Source organism: Acinetobacter pittii (assembly GCF_022449185.1).
In the GTDB taxonomy this organism is placed as follows: Bacteria; Pseudomonadota; Gammaproteobacteria; order Pseudomonadales; family Moraxellaceae; genus Acinetobacter; species Acinetobacter pittii_I.
On record NZ_JAKUKO010000009.1, the window covers coordinates 1 to 17,025 of the forward strand.

At 40.2% G+C, this 17,025-nt stretch carries 13 protein-coding genes and 1 pseudogene; 4 read left to right on the forward strand and 10 right to left on the reverse strand.

From position 1 onward, the window contains the following. Positions 1-1,026, reverse strand: a 1,026-nt coding sequence (locus MKX14_RS16170; protein WP_240282965.1) for an FAD-dependent oxidoreductase, incomplete at its 3' end; no start/stop codon positions are given. Positions 1,027-1,282: 256 nt separating this feature from the next. Here MKX14_RS16170 and MKX14_RS16175 point away from each other — a divergent pair. Next, a complete protein-coding gene (locus tag MKX14_RS16175) occupies positions 1,283-1,501 on the forward strand; it encodes a DUF1653 domain-containing protein (protein WP_002119929.1) in 219 nt (72 codons plus the stop codon). A gap of 45 nt (positions 1,502-1,546) precedes the next feature. Then, the gene (gene mdmC, locus MKX14_RS16180) at positions 1,547-2,134 is read left to right on the forward strand and encodes an O-methyltransferase (RefSeq protein WP_046812983.1); all 588 of its coding nucleotides are present in this window, start codon (positions 1,547-1,549) and stop codon (positions 2,132-2,134) included. A 65-nt stretch (positions 2,135-2,199) separates the two neighbouring features. Here mdmC and MKX14_RS16185 read toward each other — a convergent pair whose 3' ends face one another. Both MKX14_RS16185 and ahpC read right to left on the reverse strand, forming a co-directional pair. Further along, entirely contained in the window at positions 2,200-2,415 is a 216-nt protein-coding gene (locus tag MKX14_RS16185) for a KTSC domain-containing protein (RefSeq protein ID WP_005070287.1), read from the reverse strand. A gap of 194 nt (positions 2,416-2,609) precedes the next feature. Further along, positions 2,610-3,173, reverse strand: a complete 564-nt coding sequence (gene ahpC, locus MKX14_RS16190; protein ID WP_133480630.1) for an alkyl hydroperoxide reductase subunit C — start codon at positions 3,171-3,173, stop codon at positions 2,610-2,612. Between the two features lie 352 nt (positions 3,174-3,525). Between ahpC and hrpA the strand changes: the two genes are divergently transcribed. Together hrpA and fabH are read left to right on the forward strand one after the other, a co-directional pair. Further along, the gene (gene hrpA, locus MKX14_RS16195; protein WP_240282966.1) at positions 3,526-7,383 is read left to right on the forward strand and encodes an ATP-dependent RNA helicase HrpA; all 3,858 of its coding nucleotides are present in this window, start codon (positions 3,526-3,528) and stop codon (positions 7,381-7,383) included. Positions 7,384-7,478: 95 nt separating this feature from the next. Continuing rightward, a complete protein-coding gene (gene fabH, locus MKX14_RS16200; RefSeq protein ID WP_060465968.1) occupies positions 7,479-8,585 on the forward strand; it encodes a beta-ketoacyl-ACP synthase III in 1,107 nt (368 codons plus the stop codon). 104 nt (positions 8,586-8,689) lie between these two features. On the opposite strand, the gene MKX14_RS16205 is transcribed toward fabH, so the two are convergent. The 7 genes and pseudogenes from MKX14_RS16205 to benA form a co-directional block, all read right to left on the reverse strand. Continuing rightward, positions 8,690-9,946 carry an OprD family outer membrane porin gene (locus tag MKX14_RS16205; RefSeq protein WP_240282967.1) on the reverse strand — a complete coding sequence of 419 codons (1,257 nt, stop codon included), beginning with the start codon at positions 9,944-9,946 and terminating at the stop codon, positions 8,690-8,692. Between the two features lie 44 nt (positions 9,947-9,990). Then, positions 9,991-11,349, reverse strand: coding sequence for an aromatic acid/H+ symport family MFS transporter (gene benK / locus MKX14_RS16210; RefSeq protein ID WP_240282968.1), 1,359 nt, complete (start codon positions 11,347-11,349; stop codon positions 9,991-9,993). A gap of 480 nt (positions 11,350-11,829) precedes the next feature. After that, positions 11,830-13,023 (reverse strand): benzoate/H(+) symporter BenE, encoded by a 1,194-nt coding sequence (gene benE, locus MKX14_RS16215; RefSeq protein WP_240282969.1) that lies wholly within the window; start codon positions 13,021-13,023, stop codon positions 11,830-11,832. 57 nt (positions 13,024-13,080) lie between these two features. After that, the gene (benD, locus tag MKX14_RS16220) at positions 13,081-13,866 is read right to left on the reverse strand and encodes a 1,6-dihydroxycyclohexa-2,4-diene-1-carboxylate dehydrogenase (RefSeq protein ID WP_240282970.1); all 786 of its coding nucleotides are present in this window, start codon (positions 13,864-13,866) and stop codon (positions 13,081-13,083) included. An 18-nt stretch (positions 13,867-13,884) separates the two neighbouring features. Further along, complete coding sequence (benC, locus tag MKX14_RS16225; protein WP_057076999.1) at positions 13,885-14,901, reverse strand: benzoate 1,2-dioxygenase electron transfer component BenC; 1,017 nt, start codon at positions 14,899-14,901, stop codon at positions 13,885-13,887. Between the two features lie 52 nt (positions 14,902-14,953). Then, positions 14,954-15,473 (reverse strand): annotated as a pseudogene (gene benB, locus MKX14_RS16230) (benzoate 1,2-dioxygenase small subunit). Further along, positions 15,470-16,852, reverse strand: coding sequence for a benzoate 1,2-dioxygenase large subunit (gene benA, locus MKX14_RS16235; RefSeq protein WP_240282971.1), 1,383 nt, complete (start codon positions 16,850-16,852; stop codon positions 15,470-15,472). The pseudogene benB and the gene benA overlap by 4 nt, the downstream one beginning before the upstream one ends. Positions 16,853-17,025 lie beyond the last annotated feature (173 nt).

The following is a 17,025-nucleotide window of genomic DNA, read 5'->3' on the forward strand; positions in this document are numbered from 1 at the left end:
AACACCACGGGTACGGTATTCTTGCTCACCTGGTACATTCATTTCTCTCCAACGTGCACCTGTAGAAAGGATCACAGTTTTCGATTCAAGTTTCGCACCGTTTTCAAGTTCAACTTCAACCAAGCCATTTGCAGTCTGGTTGGCACCCGTGATTTTGCTGACACGTTGCAGGTTCATGATATCGACATCGTATTCACGGACATGTGCTTCCATCTCGGCAGCAAACTTAGGACCTTGCGTCTTTTGCACAGAGGTGAAGTTTTCAATATCCATGGTGTCCATGACCTGACCACCAAAGCGTTCAGCCACGATACCCGTGTTGATACCTTTACGTGCAGCATAGATTGCAGCTGTTGCGCCCGCAGGACCACCACCAATCACCAATACATCAAAAGCATCTTTGGCATTAAGTGCTGCCGCATCTTTTTCAGCTGAGTTGGTATCAAGTTTTGCTACAATCTCTTCAAGGGTCATACGACCTTGACCAATGTGCTCATTGTCTTGGAATACCATCGGTACAGCCATGATTTTGCGTTGTTCGACTTCGTCTTGGAAGAATGAACCGTCAATCATGGTTGCCGTGGTGTTCGGATTGTAAATGGCAATCAGGTTAAGTGCCTGTACCACATCCGGACAGTTATGACAGCTTAATGATACAAACACATCAAAGTTGGCTTTGAGGTTTAAACCTTTAATCTGGTTAAGCACATCATCCGACACTTTAGGTGCATAGCCAGACACTTGTAACAGTGCCAAGATCAAAGACGTAAACTCATGGCCCATTGGTAAGCCTGCAAAAAACACACGAGGTTGTTCACCTGCTTTAGCCACACCAAAGCTTGGACGACGTGTATTGTTACCGTCAAAACGGGCAGTCACCTTGTCAGAAAGCTCAGCGATTTCACTTACCAGCTCTTTAATTTGAGCTGATTTATCTGATTCATCTAAAGCAGCAACTAATTCGATTGGACTTTCTAAACGTTCTAAGTAAGCTTTTAATTGAGTTTTAATGTTTTGATCTAACATCTGTTTTTACTCCAATGCATCCAAATTCTTTCAATAGATGCATAGTACGTTAAAACATAAAATAGGTAAAACAGTATGTTTTTATATATTTGATCGGTTTTTTGAATTATTAGAAACATTCATAAATAAGATCAATAATTTATCTCTAAAATATACTTTTTTATCTTTTGTAGTGTTTTAAAGTGAAAGTATTTAAAAATTTATATATGTTATATGGCTGTAAAGATTTTATGTCATAACATTAAAAGGTACTTTCATGTCATTGCAACGCGGCATTTATCAGCATTATAAAGGTAATCTCTATCAAGTTTTTTCTGTGGCAAAACACAGCGAGACTGAAGAAGAGTTAGTCGTTTATCAGTGTCTTTACGGTGACTATTCAACTTGGGTGCGTCCGCTAGAGATGTTTACTGAAACGGTTCAAATGGCTGATGGAAGTATCGTGCCGCGTTTCAAGTTAATTCAAAGCACTTAACTCAAACGACTTTTATATAAAATAACGATTTTAAAGGGTGAATATATGCCAAATACTTTTTTCTTACAAAGAGTTGCCGATTTATATGACACCTTTAAACGACATGATGCACAGCAGACAGATCGTTTGCTGCGGTATCGTAATATTGAGGCGGAGTCTGCAAAATTACTATCGCAATTTATTCGAATGCAGCAAGCCAAATCAATTTTAGAAATCGGTACTTCAACAGGTTACTCTACTTTATGGCTTGCTGAGGCTGCTCAAGCTACTCATGGAAAAGTAACCACGCTTGAAATTGATGCCAATCGTAGTAATGAAGCTAAACGCCATGCGACTGAACTGGCATTAGATGAATTGGTTGATTTTTGGGTTGGAGATGCAGCCGACTATTTAAAAGAAACTCAGGAAACTTTCGATTTTATTTTGTTAGATGCTGAGCGACCTGCTTATGAGAATTATTGGCCAGATTTAAAACGTTTAATGAAGCCAAAAGGTGGCGTACTCATTATTGATAATGTCATTTCACATGCGGCTGAAGTCAGTTCATTCTTAGCTTTAATTAAAAAAGATGAAAATTTTATGAGCAGTATTTTGCCTGTAGGCGCTGGTTTATGTATTGTGGTGGCAAGATAAACCATTTAAAAATGTGATTTATTCATTCATAAAGGCCTGTTTAAAGCAGGCCTTATTGCATTATGTTATGAAGCATTCACTAAAGATAGGCGAGTAAAGTGTAAATCGAATTCTAAATATTTATGTACAAAAGCAGCTTTGTCTGTTGATCGTAATAAGTTGTCATAAATAAATTCTGGTACAGGATGATAAAGTTCGCCTGAACCATCGCTATAAAATATTTTTAGATGACGTGAAGTCGCATTGTATTTCCATGAAGTGACTGCCACAGTATTCGCCATAAATTTTTCCCCTTTTATTTCATATTACTTAAGCTCAAAAAACATCGGTTATTTATTCGACATTACTCAAACTTCATGTAATGGGGAAGGACATAATTGTAAAAGTATCAGTAGAAAATGTGATGTGCTTATTCAAAACAAAAGAACCATCCGATGAGGGATGGTTCTTTGAATTTTTAAAATCTAATAAGAGATTAGATTTTACCAACTAGGTCGATAGATGGAGCAAGAGTAGCTTCGCCTTCTTTCCATTTAGCTGGGCAAACTTCACCTGGGTGAGCGTGTACGTATTGAGCAGCTTTTACTTTACGAAGAAGTTCAGATGCGTCACGGCCGATACCACCAGCGTTGAGTTCAACGATTTGGATTTTACCTTCTGGATCGATAACGAAAGTACCACGGTCAGCTAAACCTTCAGATTCGATAAGAACGTCGAAGTTTTTAGAAAGAGTCCAAGTTGGGTCACCAACTAATGGGTATTGGATTTTTTTGATTTCTTCAGAAGTATCGTGCCAAGCTTTGTGAGTGAAGTGTGTATCAGTAGATACAGCATAAATTTCAACACCAAGTTTTTGGAATTCAGCGTAGTTGTCAGCTAAGTCACCAAGTTCAGTTGGACAAACGAAAGTGAAGTCAGCTGGATAGAAGAATACAACAGACCATTTACCTTTAAGGTTAGTTTCGTTAACTTCAATAAATTGGCCGTTGTGGTAAGCAGTTGCTTGGAATGGTTTAACTTCAGTATTAATCAAGCTCATCATTGTCTCCATGATTGAGGTTTATATTTAAACTTGTTTACGAGATGTAGAATAAATAAAAATTCTTTATTGGGGAAATAGTATTTTTACATGACTAAAATCGGAAAATCGAATAAGTGATAAATTTACGATTTTTAAGTCCCCAAACACTGTATTCGATTTGACTGCAAAAACATGTAAATCAAATGACAGTTATCGTAAAAGAAACTTGCCTAACAACATGAAGTCTAGTGAGACAAAATTCAAGGGCAAAATTTTAAAAAATTAAAAATATATAAAAAACCAACTGTTTTACCTTATGGTCATTAGAGCGTAAAATAGAGGATTGTTGTATTTTCAGGAAAATTTGTCTGTGCAGAATGATTTAAATATTGATCAGTGGGTGATGGCAAGAGATCGTTACCGTTTAAATCGTTTGCGTAAAGATAAAAAAGCCAATACAGCAGAGATTGAAAAATTATTTGAACAATCTAATGCCAAAGTTAGACAGCGTTTTGAACGTCTCCCTAAAATTAAACTGAATCAGGATTTACCTGTTTCTCAATATGCAGACCGCTTAATTGATGCGATTCAAAAGCATCAGGTGATTATTGTGGCAGGTGAGACGGGTTCAGGTAAAACCACTCAGCTTCCTCAAATTGCAATGCTAGCGGGTCGTGGTTTAACGGGGATGATTGGTCATACCCAGCCACGCCGTTTAGCTGCGCGTAGTGTTTCTCAACGTATTGCAGAAGAAGTTGGCGAAAAGCTTGGCGAATCTATCGGTTTTAAAATCCGTTTTAACGAACAAGGTTCGCAGGACTCTATCGTACGGTTAATGACCGACGGTATTTTGCTTGCCGAGTTAGGCAATGACCGCTTCTTGTCTAAATATGACACGATCATTATTGATGAAGCGCATGAACGCTCACTCAATATCGATTTTATTATGGGTTATTTAAAGCAGTTACTGCCAAAACGCCCAGACCTAAAAGTGATTGTGACTTCGGCAACTTTAGATGTAAATCGTTTTAGTAACTACTTTAATAATGCACCAGTTTTTGAAGTAGAAGGTCGTAGCTATCCAGTTGAAGTGCTTTATCGCCCAATTTCAGAAATGAATATTGGTGGCAGTGATGACGATGAGTTTGATGATTTCGAAGAAAACCTTCCTCGTGCAGTTGTACAAGCGGTAGAAGAATGCTTTGCTGACGCAGAAGCAAAAGGTCATCCAGAACATGCCGACATTTTAATTTTTTCAAGTACAGAGCAAGAAATTCGAGAATTGCAGGAAACCTTGCAAAAGTACGGGCCAAGACATACCGAAATTTTACCTTTGTATGCGCGTTTAGCTGTTTCTGAACAACAGAAGATCTTTAGTCCGGGTGGAAAAGGCCGTCGTATTATTATTGCGACGAACGTGGCCGAAACTGCGCTTACGGTTCCAAATATTCGTTATGTGATTGATAGCGGTTTTGCTCGTATATCGCGTTATAACTATCGTTCACGTGTACAACGCTTACCAATTGAAGCAATTTCTCAAGCCGCAGCCAATCAGCGTAAAGGGCGTTGTGGTCGTATTGCTCCGGGTGTGTGTATTCGTTTATATAGCGAAGAAGACTTTTTAAGTCGTCCTGAATTTACCGAACCTGAAATTAAACGAACCAACTTAGCGTCTGTTATTTTGCAAATGCAGAGCTTAGGATTAGGTGAGCTAGAAAACTTCGACTTTATTGAGCCGCCAGATTTCCGCCTTGTAAATGATGGACGTAAATTACTGATTGAGTTAGGCGCACTTAACGAGAAGAAAAATGAGCTGACTAAAGTTGGGCAAATGATGGCACGTATGCCAATTGACCCACGACTCGCTCGTATGATCGTGGGTGGTGCTCATTTCGGCGTACTCAAAGAAATCTTAATTGTGGTAAGTGCTTTAGCCGTTCAGGACCCGCGTGAGCGTCCGGCAGATAAACAAATGCAAGCTGACCAAAAGCATGCATTATTCAAAGAAGCGGATTCAGATTTTCTGTTTTATTTAAAACTTTGGGATACTTTAAATCCTAAAGGCGAAGCAGGGATGTCTGAAAATAAACGCCGTCAATTTGCCAAGCAGCATTTCTTAAGCTGGTTGCGTTTACGTGAATGGAAACAGACACACCAGCAATTGGTTGAGTTAGCCGAAGGCTTAAAACTCAGCTTTAATGAAAAACCTGCGAACTATGAAAACCTACACCGTGCGTTGCTGACAGGTTTATTATCGTTTATTGCCAATAAAACTGATGAACGAAATACCTTTATGGCAGTGCGTCAGCAAAAGGCTAAAGTTTTCCCTGCGAGTACGCTGCACAAAACCAATACCTCTTGGGTGATGGCTTTTGAGATGGTCGAAACCTCTCAAGTGTACTTACGTACTTTAGCCAAAATTGACCCCGAATGGATTTTGCTTGCTGCACGTGATTTATTGAAATATCACTATTTCGAGCCGCATTGGTCTAAGAAAGCGGGAATCGTCAATGCGTATGCGCAAATTTCTTTATTTGGCTTAATTATTGAGCCAAAACGGTTAATTAATTTTGAGAAAGTTGACCAACCTGCTGCTCATGAGATTTTCTTACGCGATGCATTAACTACTGGTAACTTGGGTACAGTTCCACCATTTTTAAAACACAACTTACTTAAGCTTGAAGAAGTAGAGCGAGTTGAAGATAAATTGCGTCGCCGCGATTTAGTGGTTGATGAAGAAACGATTTATCAGTTCTATGCCTCTAAAATACCTGAAGAAATCGCAAGTCGCCGTAGTTTTGAAGACTGGCGTGCAACGGTAGAAGCAAATAATCCTCGTTATTTATTTATTGAGGATGATGCGCTTTGGCTCAATGACCGACCAACAACGCAGCAATTCCCTGATCATTTGCATAATGGGCAGCTGCGTTTAGCAACTACATATCATTTTGATCCGAGCCACGACGAAGATGGTGCCACTGTTCAAATTCCTGTACAGGCGCTGCCTCAAGTGGATGAAAATATATGGTCATGGGGAATTCCGGGTTGGCGTTTAGATTTAATCGAAGCGCTACTAAAAGCTTTACCAAAAGACAAACGTCGTAATGTAGTGCCAATTCCTGATACAGCTCGTAAGCTCATGCAAGGGGTTGATGCAGTACATTTACGTGAACATATTTTTAGTTATTTAGCTTTTGCCTTGCGTGGTGAGCAAATTACTGAAAAAGATTTCTCGTTTGAACGTATTGATCCATATTTGGTACCTTTCATTAAAGTGATTGATGAAAAAGGTAAGCTGATTGCGAAAGGTCGTGATTTACCTGAGTTAAAAGCACGTTGTCGAGTGGAAACGCATCGCCCAGTTAAACAGCAAAAAGGTGAGTTTAAGGACTTTCCTGAAAACTTTACTTTTGAGGCTTCTCATAAAGTTACGGGCGTTGTAGTAAAGCAATATCAGGCTTTAGTTCCGACCAAGGCTTTTGCTGACCTCGAAGCTAAAGATGAGTCAGGCATTGTTATTCAGACGTTTAACGATCAGGCTGAGGCGATTAAACAGCATCGCGAAGGGATTATTCGTCTAGTCCATATGCAACTTGGTGATTTAGTCCGTCAGTTGAAAAAGCAGATTTCAAAACCGCTCGCGTTGGCTTATTCACCTTTGGGCGATAAAGCTAAGCTTGAGCAGATGTTGATCTATGCAACCTTGCAGATGGCGATTACGACTTTGCCAATTAACGCTGATGAATTTAATAAGCTGCTAGATCAGGTCAAAAAACAATTTTTGAGTTATGGTCAGCAAGCACTTGAGCAATTAAGTGATATTTATATTCAGTGGCAACAAATTCGTCGTCAGCTTTTAGTACTTGATCCAGACGTATTTGGACGCAGCATTGATGATATTGAAGATCAGTTAGATTTAATGTCACTTGGCAATTTTGTTTACCGTCAACCCGTCGATCTTTGGCAGGAATACCCGCGTTATTTAAAAGCACTGCTATTGCGTTTAGATCGATTGCCAAATAATCTACAGCGAGATCATGCTGCAATTGACGATGTCGATCCATGGATGGACAAGGTATTTAAATTCAAAAACGATCCCAAAATCAAAGAATTGTATTTGATGTTGGAGGAATTCCGCATTTCTTTATTTTCTCAGCCGATGAAAACCAAGATGCCTATTTCGCCAACTCGACTGCAAAAGTTATGGGATCGTTTGGGAATCAGTTAAGATAGATCGGGGTCTGTTTATGTTGTTGTTTAGCCTACAACGCAATTTATAAATGAAAGATTAACAGACCCTATTCATTTTTTTAGGAGTTTTACATGGGCATTCGTATCACAGGTACTGGGTTATTTCACCCAACAGAAATCATTTCTAATGAAGAACTGGCCGACAGTTTAAATGCTTATGTGGAACAATATAACCAAGAGAATGCAGAGAAAATTGCAGCAGGTGAACTCGAAGAATTACGTGGTTCTAGTGCTGAATTTATTGAAAAAGCGTCTGGGATTAAGCGTCGTTACGTGATTGAGAAATCAGGTATCCTTGATCCAAATCGTTTGCGTCCTCGTTTGTCTGAACGTTCAAATGATGAACTTTCACTTCAAGCAGAGTGGGGCGTGATTGCTGCGAAACAGGCAATGGAAAATGCAGATGTAACTGCTGAAGATATCGATGTTGTGATTTTGGCATGTTCAAACATGCAGCGTGCTTATCCAGCAGTTGCAATTGAAATCCAGTCAGCACTTGGCATTCAAGGTTATGCCTACGACATGAACGTTGCATGTTCAGCTGCAACTTTTGGTTTGAAACAAGCGGCAGATGCAATTCGCTCGGGTGCTCGCCGTGTTTTATTGGTAAATGTTGAGATTACATCGGGTCACCTAGACTACCGTAACCGTGATTGTCACTTCATTTTTGGTGATGTTGCAACGGCTTCTATTATTGAAGAAACCACCACTAAGACTGGTTTTGAAATTTTAGATATTCATTTATTTACTCAATTTTCAAACAACATTCGCAATAACTTCGGTTTCTTAAACCGTAGCGAAGATGCAGTCGTTGACGACAAATTATTCCGTCAAGATGGCCGCAAGGTATTTAAAGATGTTTGTCCATTGGTGGCAAAAATCATTAATGCGCAGTTAGAAAAAATGCAGTTAACTGCAAACGATATTAAGCGTTTCTGGTTACACCAAGCCAATGCCAATATGAATGAACTAATCTTGAAATATGTTGCTGGTAAAGAAGCTGATTTAAGCCGTGCACCAATTATTTTAGATGAGTTTGCAAATACCTCTTCAGCAGGCGTTATTATTGCTTTACACCGTACAGGCCATGAAGTAGATAATGGCGAATATGGCGTGATTTCATCTTTCGGTGCTGGTTATTCAGTAGGTTCAATTGTTGTACAAAAGCACGTTGCTTAAGTTGCAAAGTTAATTAAAAAACGCTCGTAAGAGCGTTTTTTTATGAGCGAAATAATATAAAAAAGCATGCCAAAATTGGCCCGCTTAGATTAAATCAAAATTTATTAAAACTTTTTGGTGTAGTTTACAAACAAGCGGTCTTCACCAAAGTCATTGCCGTGTTTTACGTTGTAATCAATACGAATATATTGCAGGGCAACGCCTTTTAAGAATGGCTGCTGAAACGCATAATTTAAAATCACATTCGACTCAGTTTCATGGTTTTTCTCACCATTGGCTGCTTTAAAGTCATGTCCGTAAACATATTTCACCATTGCATTTAAGCCTGGTACATAGTCTTTAAAGTCGTAGCCATATATCACATGATAGGACTTTTCGTCTTCTTTAAAGAAACCCGTTGCGTTCCAATTAATGAAATACGTTTCTGGCAAGAAACCATCCGGTAATGGATAAGCCGACTCGCCGATAATTTGTTGATAACCTAAACCAAAGGTATGGTTCTTTACTTTAAGTGTTTCCAACACCCCAATGTTTTGTGCATCAATATCAAAAGTATTGCCGTCATCTTTTGCATTGAAATATTTAAACTTAGACGTAAGCGCAAAATTAGGTTGTTTCCAATTATGCTCAAGTCCTACATAGTGTTTGTTGTAGAGGTCTTCTAAATTACCGAAGTAGTATTCGCCCTTGAGTGACGGCGTAAATTGATAGCGCAGGTCAATGTAGTTCAGGCCATCAGATTCTTTGGTAATTCCATTTGATGTGAAAGAAAACTTTTTAAAGTCCTCTTCATTTCGTGGAGAGACTTTTTCAACCCGACCAATTTCTGCATAAAGCTGATCTGAAAGTTGTGATTTAAGATTGGTTCCCCAATACGAAGTGAGTAACTGACGACTAGCATCGACAGCCGTTACAGGCAAGTCTAACCAGAGTTCACCGACACTCAGCAAGGTTTTGTCATAACCTAGTTTTAAAGTTGCACCATATTTTAAAAAGTCGGATGCTTGTGACTGTGTTTCTTTATTAAAAGGCAAAACTGTGTCCGCAACATGTTTATCTGAGCTCAAGCGCACGGCATATTGAACAGAAGCATCGGCACCAATCGTAATAGGCTTGTCTGCAATTTGCAGCGGAGTGTCATGCATTTTCGATTTATAAAATAGTGATGCTGCCTGAGACCAGCTACCAGTATCTTTGAGTGCATCATTATCAAAATTACGGTTGATATAGGCGTTTTTTAAAGTGAGTTTCCATTCATCTTCGGGCTGCTGATTTGGATTTGCAGCGAATGAATTGCCACACATCAATATTAAGGTCGCGAAAGTTAAAGCACGTGGCTTAAAGCGGTGTAATAATTCCATAATCCATTTCCAAAAAGATGCGCCAGTCCTCGGCGCATGTATATTTACTGCTGGGTAAGCGTGTTTTGAGAGTTAAAAGTTGATGGCGTTTGTGCGGCAACTGAGGCTTTGAGATTGACCATAAATATTGCAAGTGCAGCAATCACACCCGGAATTGCAATCGCTAAGAAATTCATTTGGTGAGGAAGCTCAAGTGTGAGAAGGGCTCCTGTTAAAACTGGTCCGATAATCGCACCGATACGGCCAATTCCAGAGGCCCAGCCCATGCCAGTTGAACGAAGTGCCGTCGGATAGAACTGCGCAACGAAAGTGTAGAGTAAGATTTGCGAACCAATTGTGGCAGCACCGGCAATCGCAATCAGGCTATATAAAATAAATTGTGGACTATTAATGCCAAGCAGAATTAAAGCTGCCGATCCCACAATAAACATAATGGTAATGACAGGTTTTAAATGGAATCTGTCTGCTAAAGCACCACCACCAATTGCACCGACCATGCCGCCAATATTGAGTGCAAAGAGGAATAACATGCTTGCACCTAATGAGTAGCCCGCTTGTAGCATGAGTTTAGGCAACCAGCTTCCTAATGCATACACCATGAGTAAGCACATAAAGAAAGCAATCCAGAACATAAATGTGCTGAAGGTGCGGCCTTGCTGGAAAAGCGCACGGACAGGTGCATCGGTTGTTGTACTTTCATTTAACACCAGTTGAGTATCGGTGTTTACCTGAGTTTGAGGCGCTATTTTACTCACAATACTTTTCGCCTGTTCGCTATGGTTAGATTTCACTAAAAAGGCGAGAGACTCTGGCAAAAATTTCCAAATGAGCGGGAGCAGCAACAGCGGAATACCTGCAATTAAAAACATGATTTGCCAGCCCATATCTTTTACGAGCCATGCACCGAGTAGAGCAGATGTCATGCCACCAATTGCATAGCCACTAAACATAATTGCAACTAATGTACTGCGGATTTTTTTGGGTGCGTATTCGGTCATAAGCGCGACGACGTTTGGCATAACGCCACCAATCCCAAGACCTGCAATAAAGCGTAAAATAGCAAACTCAGTTGGTCCTTTGGCAAAGGCACCTATAAAGGTAAATCCGCTAAATAAGGTGACACAAATCAGGATGGTTTTTTTACGTCCTAGTTTGTCTGAAAGTGTGCCGAAAATCATGGCACCGAACATCATGCCGAATAGAGCAGCACTGGCGAGTAAACCAGCTTCTACCGCAGTTAATGACCATTGCTGCATTAACAGAGGAAGAGCAACCCCATAAATAACTAAATCATATCCATCAAAAATAATAATAAGTAAGCACCAGATTAAAACTTTCCAATGAAAAGATGTAAAACAGGCTTTATCAATTAACTCATTAATATTTACCTTGCTCGTATCCATTTTCTTCACCTCCAATTTGTGAAGCATCGCGTTATTTTTTAATAAACTATTTTGTTATTGAGTTGGAGTCAAAAACCTAATTGATATATCTTTATGTCTTTAAGGTATTGTGCTTTTATTGATTTAATTATTTGAAAAATATAATTTATTTTGGGCGGTTTTGCTAATCTTTTTGATATCTTTAAAATGGGGTTAAATATTGTATGATGAGAATTTTAAGGATTTTATAGGTGTTTTTTTATTGATTTTATTGGTGAGAATCAAGCTTGAAAATATCGCTAAATTTATATTATAAATTGAAGTGAAAATATAAAAACAAAATACTAAAGTCTATTATTTAACTATTTTAGTTATTCATCTTAAAAATGAAATTTAATCTATATTCAATGAAAAGAACGCAAAATCAGAATTAGCAAATTATTTGAATCCTGATTTGACGATTGAGGTTTCATTTTAGTGACGGGCGCTTGGATAAAAAAACTAATTTGTGGCTGGCGTTGAGCGTGGGGTGAGAATGAAATGGGCGATTACACCAATGCAAATACCCCAAAAAACTGAGCTTAATCCAAGGAAATGCATGCCTGATGCTGTTGCTAAAAAGGTAATAAGTGCAGCATCGCGTTGACTATCATTTTTCATGGCAACAGAAATATTGGTGGCAATGGCACCTAACAAAGCTAAACCTGCCAGTGCTGCGACCAACTCTTTAGGAAGTAAGCTAAATAGCATGACAATACTACCAGCAAATAAGCCTCCTAAAATATAAAAAATCCCATTGGCGATTCCTGCGATATAGCGTTTTTCTTTCAGTTCATGTGCATCTTTGCCCATGCATAAAGCAGCGGTAATTGAGGCAAGTACAATCGTAATACCACCGACACAGGCAACGGCTAAAGAGGCAATACTAGTGACAGTAATAATGGGTTTGGCTGGCGTGTCGTAACCGCTGAGTTTCATAATCGCCATACCTGGTAAAAATTGGCCGGTTAGACTGACTAAAATGAGAGGAACGGCGAGGTTCAGTGTCGAGTTCCATGTCCATTCTGGGCTAATCCACTGTGGAATAGCTAAACTAAAACTCACATCAACCGGATTCATTTTGCCTAAAATGAGGCTTAATAAAACTCCAGCAGCTAACACCCAAATCATGGTGTAGCGAGGCATTAAACGTTTGGCAATTAAGAAGACAATGAGCATGCTAAAAACAATAAAAGGCATGCTATCAGACGCGGTAAATAGACCAATACCGAATTGAAAAAGAATACCCGCCATCATGCCTGCAGCGACATCTTGCGGAATCCACTTGAGTAATTTGTCGAAGTAACCTGTAACGCCAATTAAAAAAATAACGATGGCAGAAGTAATATAGGCGGCTACCGCTTCATTCAGTGAGACATCTGGAAATAGGGTAACTAACAGGGCAGTACCCGGTGCTGACCATGCGGTTATGACAGGTGTTTTATATTTAATCGAAAGATAAATACCTGAAACGGCGGCACCAATTGAGATTCCCCAAATCCATGACACCATCATATCGGTTGAGACGTGGGCACGCTGAGCAGCTTGGAAAAAAATAATTAGTGGGCCTGAGTAAGAAATTAAAACTGCAAGAAAGCCAGCAACTGTTGCTGATATGGACCAGTCATTTTTTAATGTCTTTAACAGGGTTGCCATGTGTGATTGCCTCCATGCAAATCATATTATTTACCCAATCATGCAAAAAGATCAGGGTTAACCCTGATCTCCACCTCCGACCGAAATAACCGAGCCAGTCATATAGGATGCTTCGTCTGATGCAAGAAATAAAATTGCATTGACTTGTTCTTGAATTGTGCCATAACGGCCCATAAATGTTCGATCTATGGTTTGATCAACCACTTGCTGCATCCAGTCTTTTTCATTCTGACTTAATGGGTTGGCGTTTCGCGGTACTTTGCGAGGCGGTGCTTCAGTTCCACCGGTCGCAACAGCATTGACTCGAATTCCGTCTTTGGCATGTTCAAAAGCAAGCGATGCCGTTAGAGCATTTACCCCACCTTTAGATGCCGAGTAGGGAATACGGTTAATACCACGGGTTGCAATTGAAGATACATTTACAATCACACCCGATTTTTGCTTAATCATGGCTGGTAACACGGCGCGGCAGCACCATAACGTTGGAAACAATGAGCGATTTACTTCCTTAATGATCTCTTCTTCGGAAAACTCTTCAAAAGGTTTCATCCAGATCGCGCCACCTACATTATTAATCAGGATATCTACCCGACCATAGTGTTCAATGGCTTTTGCAACAATCGCTTGTGCACCTGCATAGGTTTCAAGGTCAGCATTAATCGTGACGGCATTGCCATTTGCACTCTGAATTTCTTTGAGAACTTCCTCAACATATTCAGAGCGATCAGCCATGATGACTTGGCCGCCTTCAGCTGCGACTTGCAGTGCCACACCACGACCAATACCTTGGGCACTACCCGTAACAATCACGACTTTATTGGTAAATCTTTGACGGTTTGACATAGATAACTTCTCCACCTGTTAATTCGCAGAGAATTTTTCAAACAAGAAGTTAGCAGGTTTGATATTTTCAGTTTCTAACCAGCCACGTACAGCTTCTACCATTGGTACAGGTCCACATAGATAAACATCGACATCGCCACCATTTAACCATTCACTTTCAATATGACCAGTGACATAGCCTTTGCGTTCATGGTTGCTCTCAGGGCTTGCAACTACAGTTCGATATTCAAACCATGGGAATTTCGCTTGCAACTCATTGAGTTTTTCTAGAGCAACCAAATCAAAGTCATTGGTGACACCAAAGACTAAACGTACAGGTTGGTCAGAACCTTTCTCTTCGAGTACTTGTAGCATTGACATAAATGGGGCAATGCCAGTACCGCCTGCTAGCATAAGCACAGGACGCGCTACATTACGTAAATAGAAGCTACCGAATGGACCGGTAAATGTCATTTTGTCACCAGCTTGAGCATTCTTACTCAAGAATTCACTCATTTTGCCATTCGGTACGTTACGCACCACAAAGCCAGTTAAACGGTTACCCGGTTTTGAGCTAAATGAATATGAACGGGTTTCGCCAGTTTCAGGAATTGCAACATTCACATACTGACCTGCAAGGAAATGAATATCCGGTTGGCCTTCATCAAGTTGAATATCAAACGTGATGGTTGAATCTGATAAGTTTTCAACGCGAGCTAATGTACCTTGGAAGCTATGAATTTCTGTTTTGCAGACATCTGACGATGCTTGAATCTGGAATACAGCATCTGAAGTTGGTCGACATTGGCAAGCAAGAATATAACCTTGCTCAGCTTCTTCAGGGGTTAATGCATCTTCAATATAGGTTTCTTCTGGCATGTCATAATTACCGGACTCGCAAAATGCGCGGCAAGTTCCACATGCACCATCACGGCAATCCAAAGGAATATTAATTTTTTGGCGATAGGCTGCGTCAGATAGGGTTTCGCCTTGAGCTACGTTAATAAAACGTGTAACACCATCTTCAAATTGAAGTGCGATATTGTGGTTTGACATGGCATGTATCCTACAAAATATTTGAAACTTTTACCCTCAGCCAACAGTCCGTTTAACTGAGGGGGTATGTCTTAAAGGTGGTAGATATCAATCACTTGATTGATGTAGTCATTTTTCAAAACGACATACTTGCTCAAGATTTTTGGTTGATCACCTGAAAAATCGATCACATAACGTGACATACCGAAATAGCTGTAATTTGTCTTGTAACGGAAACTCAAGGTATTCCAATTAAAGCGAACAGTGACTTTGTCTCCGTCGCGCTCTACGACTTCAACGTTGGCAATATTGTGGCTTGTGCGTGTGTCCGGCATGGTTGCAGATGAGCGCTCGGTTTTAATACGGAACACACGATCTTCTAAACCTTGACGGTCTGGATAATAAATAAGTGAAATTTCAGATTGTGGATCTTCAGTTAATCTATCGTCGTCGTCCCAAGCTGGCATCCAGAAAGAAGCTTCTGGTGCATAGCATTCAAGCCAATCATCCCATTGTTCATCATCTAAAAAACGAGCTTCACGATAGAGAAACTGAGCAATATTTTCTAAAGTTGCTTTGTCTTGAGCACTCATGCTGTTTCTCCCTGATCAGCAATTTCTTTCTCTGATGCAATCGCATGTTTCATGGTGTGTAACCAATATTGATGTTGGGCAAGATACAGGCCTTCATCTTCAGTTTTAATCCCACTTAACATGGGTTTTAAACCGATTTCGTTCGCTGCATCGTCTGGTCCATAAATCCAGTGTTTTGAACCACGGCACATGTCATTCCATTCAAGTGCAATCCCTGCGTAGCCTGCCTGACAAGCACGGAATTCTTCTAAATCATCTGGTGTTGCCATACCCGATGCATTAAAGAAATCTTCATATTGACGGATACGACGTGCACGAGCTTCGGGTGCTTCGCCTTTAGGTGCGATACAATAAATGGTGACTTCGGTTCTATTAACAGAAAGTGGGCGAAGTACACGAATTTGCGAACCGAACTGATCCATCAAATAAACGTTTGGATAGAGACATAAGTTACGAGAACGCTCAATCATCCATTTCGACATCGCTTCACCGTATTTCTCGGTGTATTCATCTGCTTTCGGGAAGTTTGGACGGTCTTCTGGGTTTGCCCATTGTGTCCAAAGCAACATGTGGCCATTTTCAAAGCCATACGAGCCACCGCCTTGTTTACCCCAAGAACCTGCGCTCATCGCACGGATGTTATCGGCAGCTTGAGTTTCTTTACGGTGCTGGGTTGTTGCCGCATAGTTCCAGTGAACAGCAGAAACATGATAACCATCGGCACCATTTTCAGCGGTGAGTTTCCAGTTGCCTTCATAGGTATAGGTAGATGAACCACGTAAAACTTCTAAACCATGTTCAGACTGGTCAACAATCATGTCGATGATTTTGGTGGTTTCACCCAAGAATTCTTCAAGTGAAGGAACATCGGGATTTAAGCTACCAAATAAGAAACCTTTGTAACTCTCAAAACGAGCCACTTTTTTAAGGTCGTGTGAGCCATCTTGGTTAAAACAGTCAGAATAGCCTGCTTCAGTTGGATCTTTAACCTTAAGTAATTTACCTGAGTTGTTAAACGTCCAACCGTGGAAAGGGCAAGTATACGTTGCTTTATTACCACGCTTGTGACGGCAAAGTTGTGCTCCGCGGTGTGAACACGCATTGATCATGGCATTGAGTTCGCCGTTACGGTTGCGGGCAATAATGACAGGCTGACGACCAATGTGAGTGGTGTAGTAGTCATTATTATTTGGAATTTGACTTTCGTGTGCTAAGTAAACCCAATTGCCTTCGAAGATATACTTCATTTCGAGGTCAAAAAGGGCTTCGTCAGTAAACACTGAGCGATGAAGTTTAAATTCACCTGTATCGATGTTATCGACAAGTAATTCATCAATACGGTCAAGATGGCTGGTATTGATTACAGGAATACGTGGCATGTCCGTTCTCCGACTTTCCAAAGGGTGGAAGTCATCAAGACCTTCGCTACGATTTAAAAGGTCTTGATATCCTAATATGTCAATGAAGCGCATAAACGCGTCGGGTGTTTAACCGCGAATGGATAAAGATAGATAGATCGAATGTTGGCCAGTATGATTTCAATCGGTGCTAT

What these genes read in the sequence shown, in the direction of transcription:
- fabH (WP_060465968.1), top strand. Translation starts at nt 7,479, where the DNA reads ATGGGCATTCGTATCACAGGTACTGGGTTATTTCACCCAACAGAAATC.
- benE (WP_240282969.1), bottom strand. Translation starts at nt 13,023, where the DNA reads ATGGCAACCCTGTTAAAGACATTAAAAAATGACTGGTCCATATCAGCA.
- MKX14_RS16205 (WP_240282967.1), bottom strand. Translation starts at nt 9,946, where the DNA reads ATGGAATTATTACACCGCTTTAAGCCACGTGCTTTAACTTTCGCGACC.
- MKX14_RS16175 (WP_002119929.1), top strand. Translation starts at nt 1,283, where the DNA reads ATGTCATTGCAACGCGGCATTTATCAGCATTATAAAGGTAATCTCTAT.
- MKX14_RS16185 (WP_005070287.1), bottom strand. Translation starts at nt 2,415, where the DNA reads ATGGCGAATACTGTGGCAGTCACTTCATGGAAATACAATGCGACTTCA.
- mdmC (WP_046812983.1), top strand. Translation starts at nt 1,547, where the DNA reads ATGCCAAATACTTTTTTCTTACAAAGAGTTGCCGATTTATATGACACC.
- benK (WP_240282968.1), bottom strand. Translation starts at nt 11,349, where the DNA reads ATGGATACGAGCAAGGTAAATATTAATGAGTTAATTGATAAAGCCTGT.
- ahpC (WP_133480630.1), bottom strand. Translation starts at nt 3,173, where the DNA reads ATGAGCTTGATTAATACTGAAGTTAAACCATTCCAAGCAACTGCTTAC.
- benA (WP_240282971.1), bottom strand. Translation starts at nt 16,852, where the DNA reads ATGCCACGTATTCCTGTAATCAATACCAGCCATCTTGACCGTATTGAT.
- benD (WP_240282970.1), bottom strand. Translation starts at nt 13,866, where the DNA reads ATGTCAAACCGTCAAAGATTTACCAATAAAGTCGTGATTGTTACGGGT.
- benC (WP_057076999.1), bottom strand. Translation starts at nt 14,901, where the DNA reads ATGTCAAACCACAATATCGCACTTCAATTTGAAGATGGTGTTACACGT.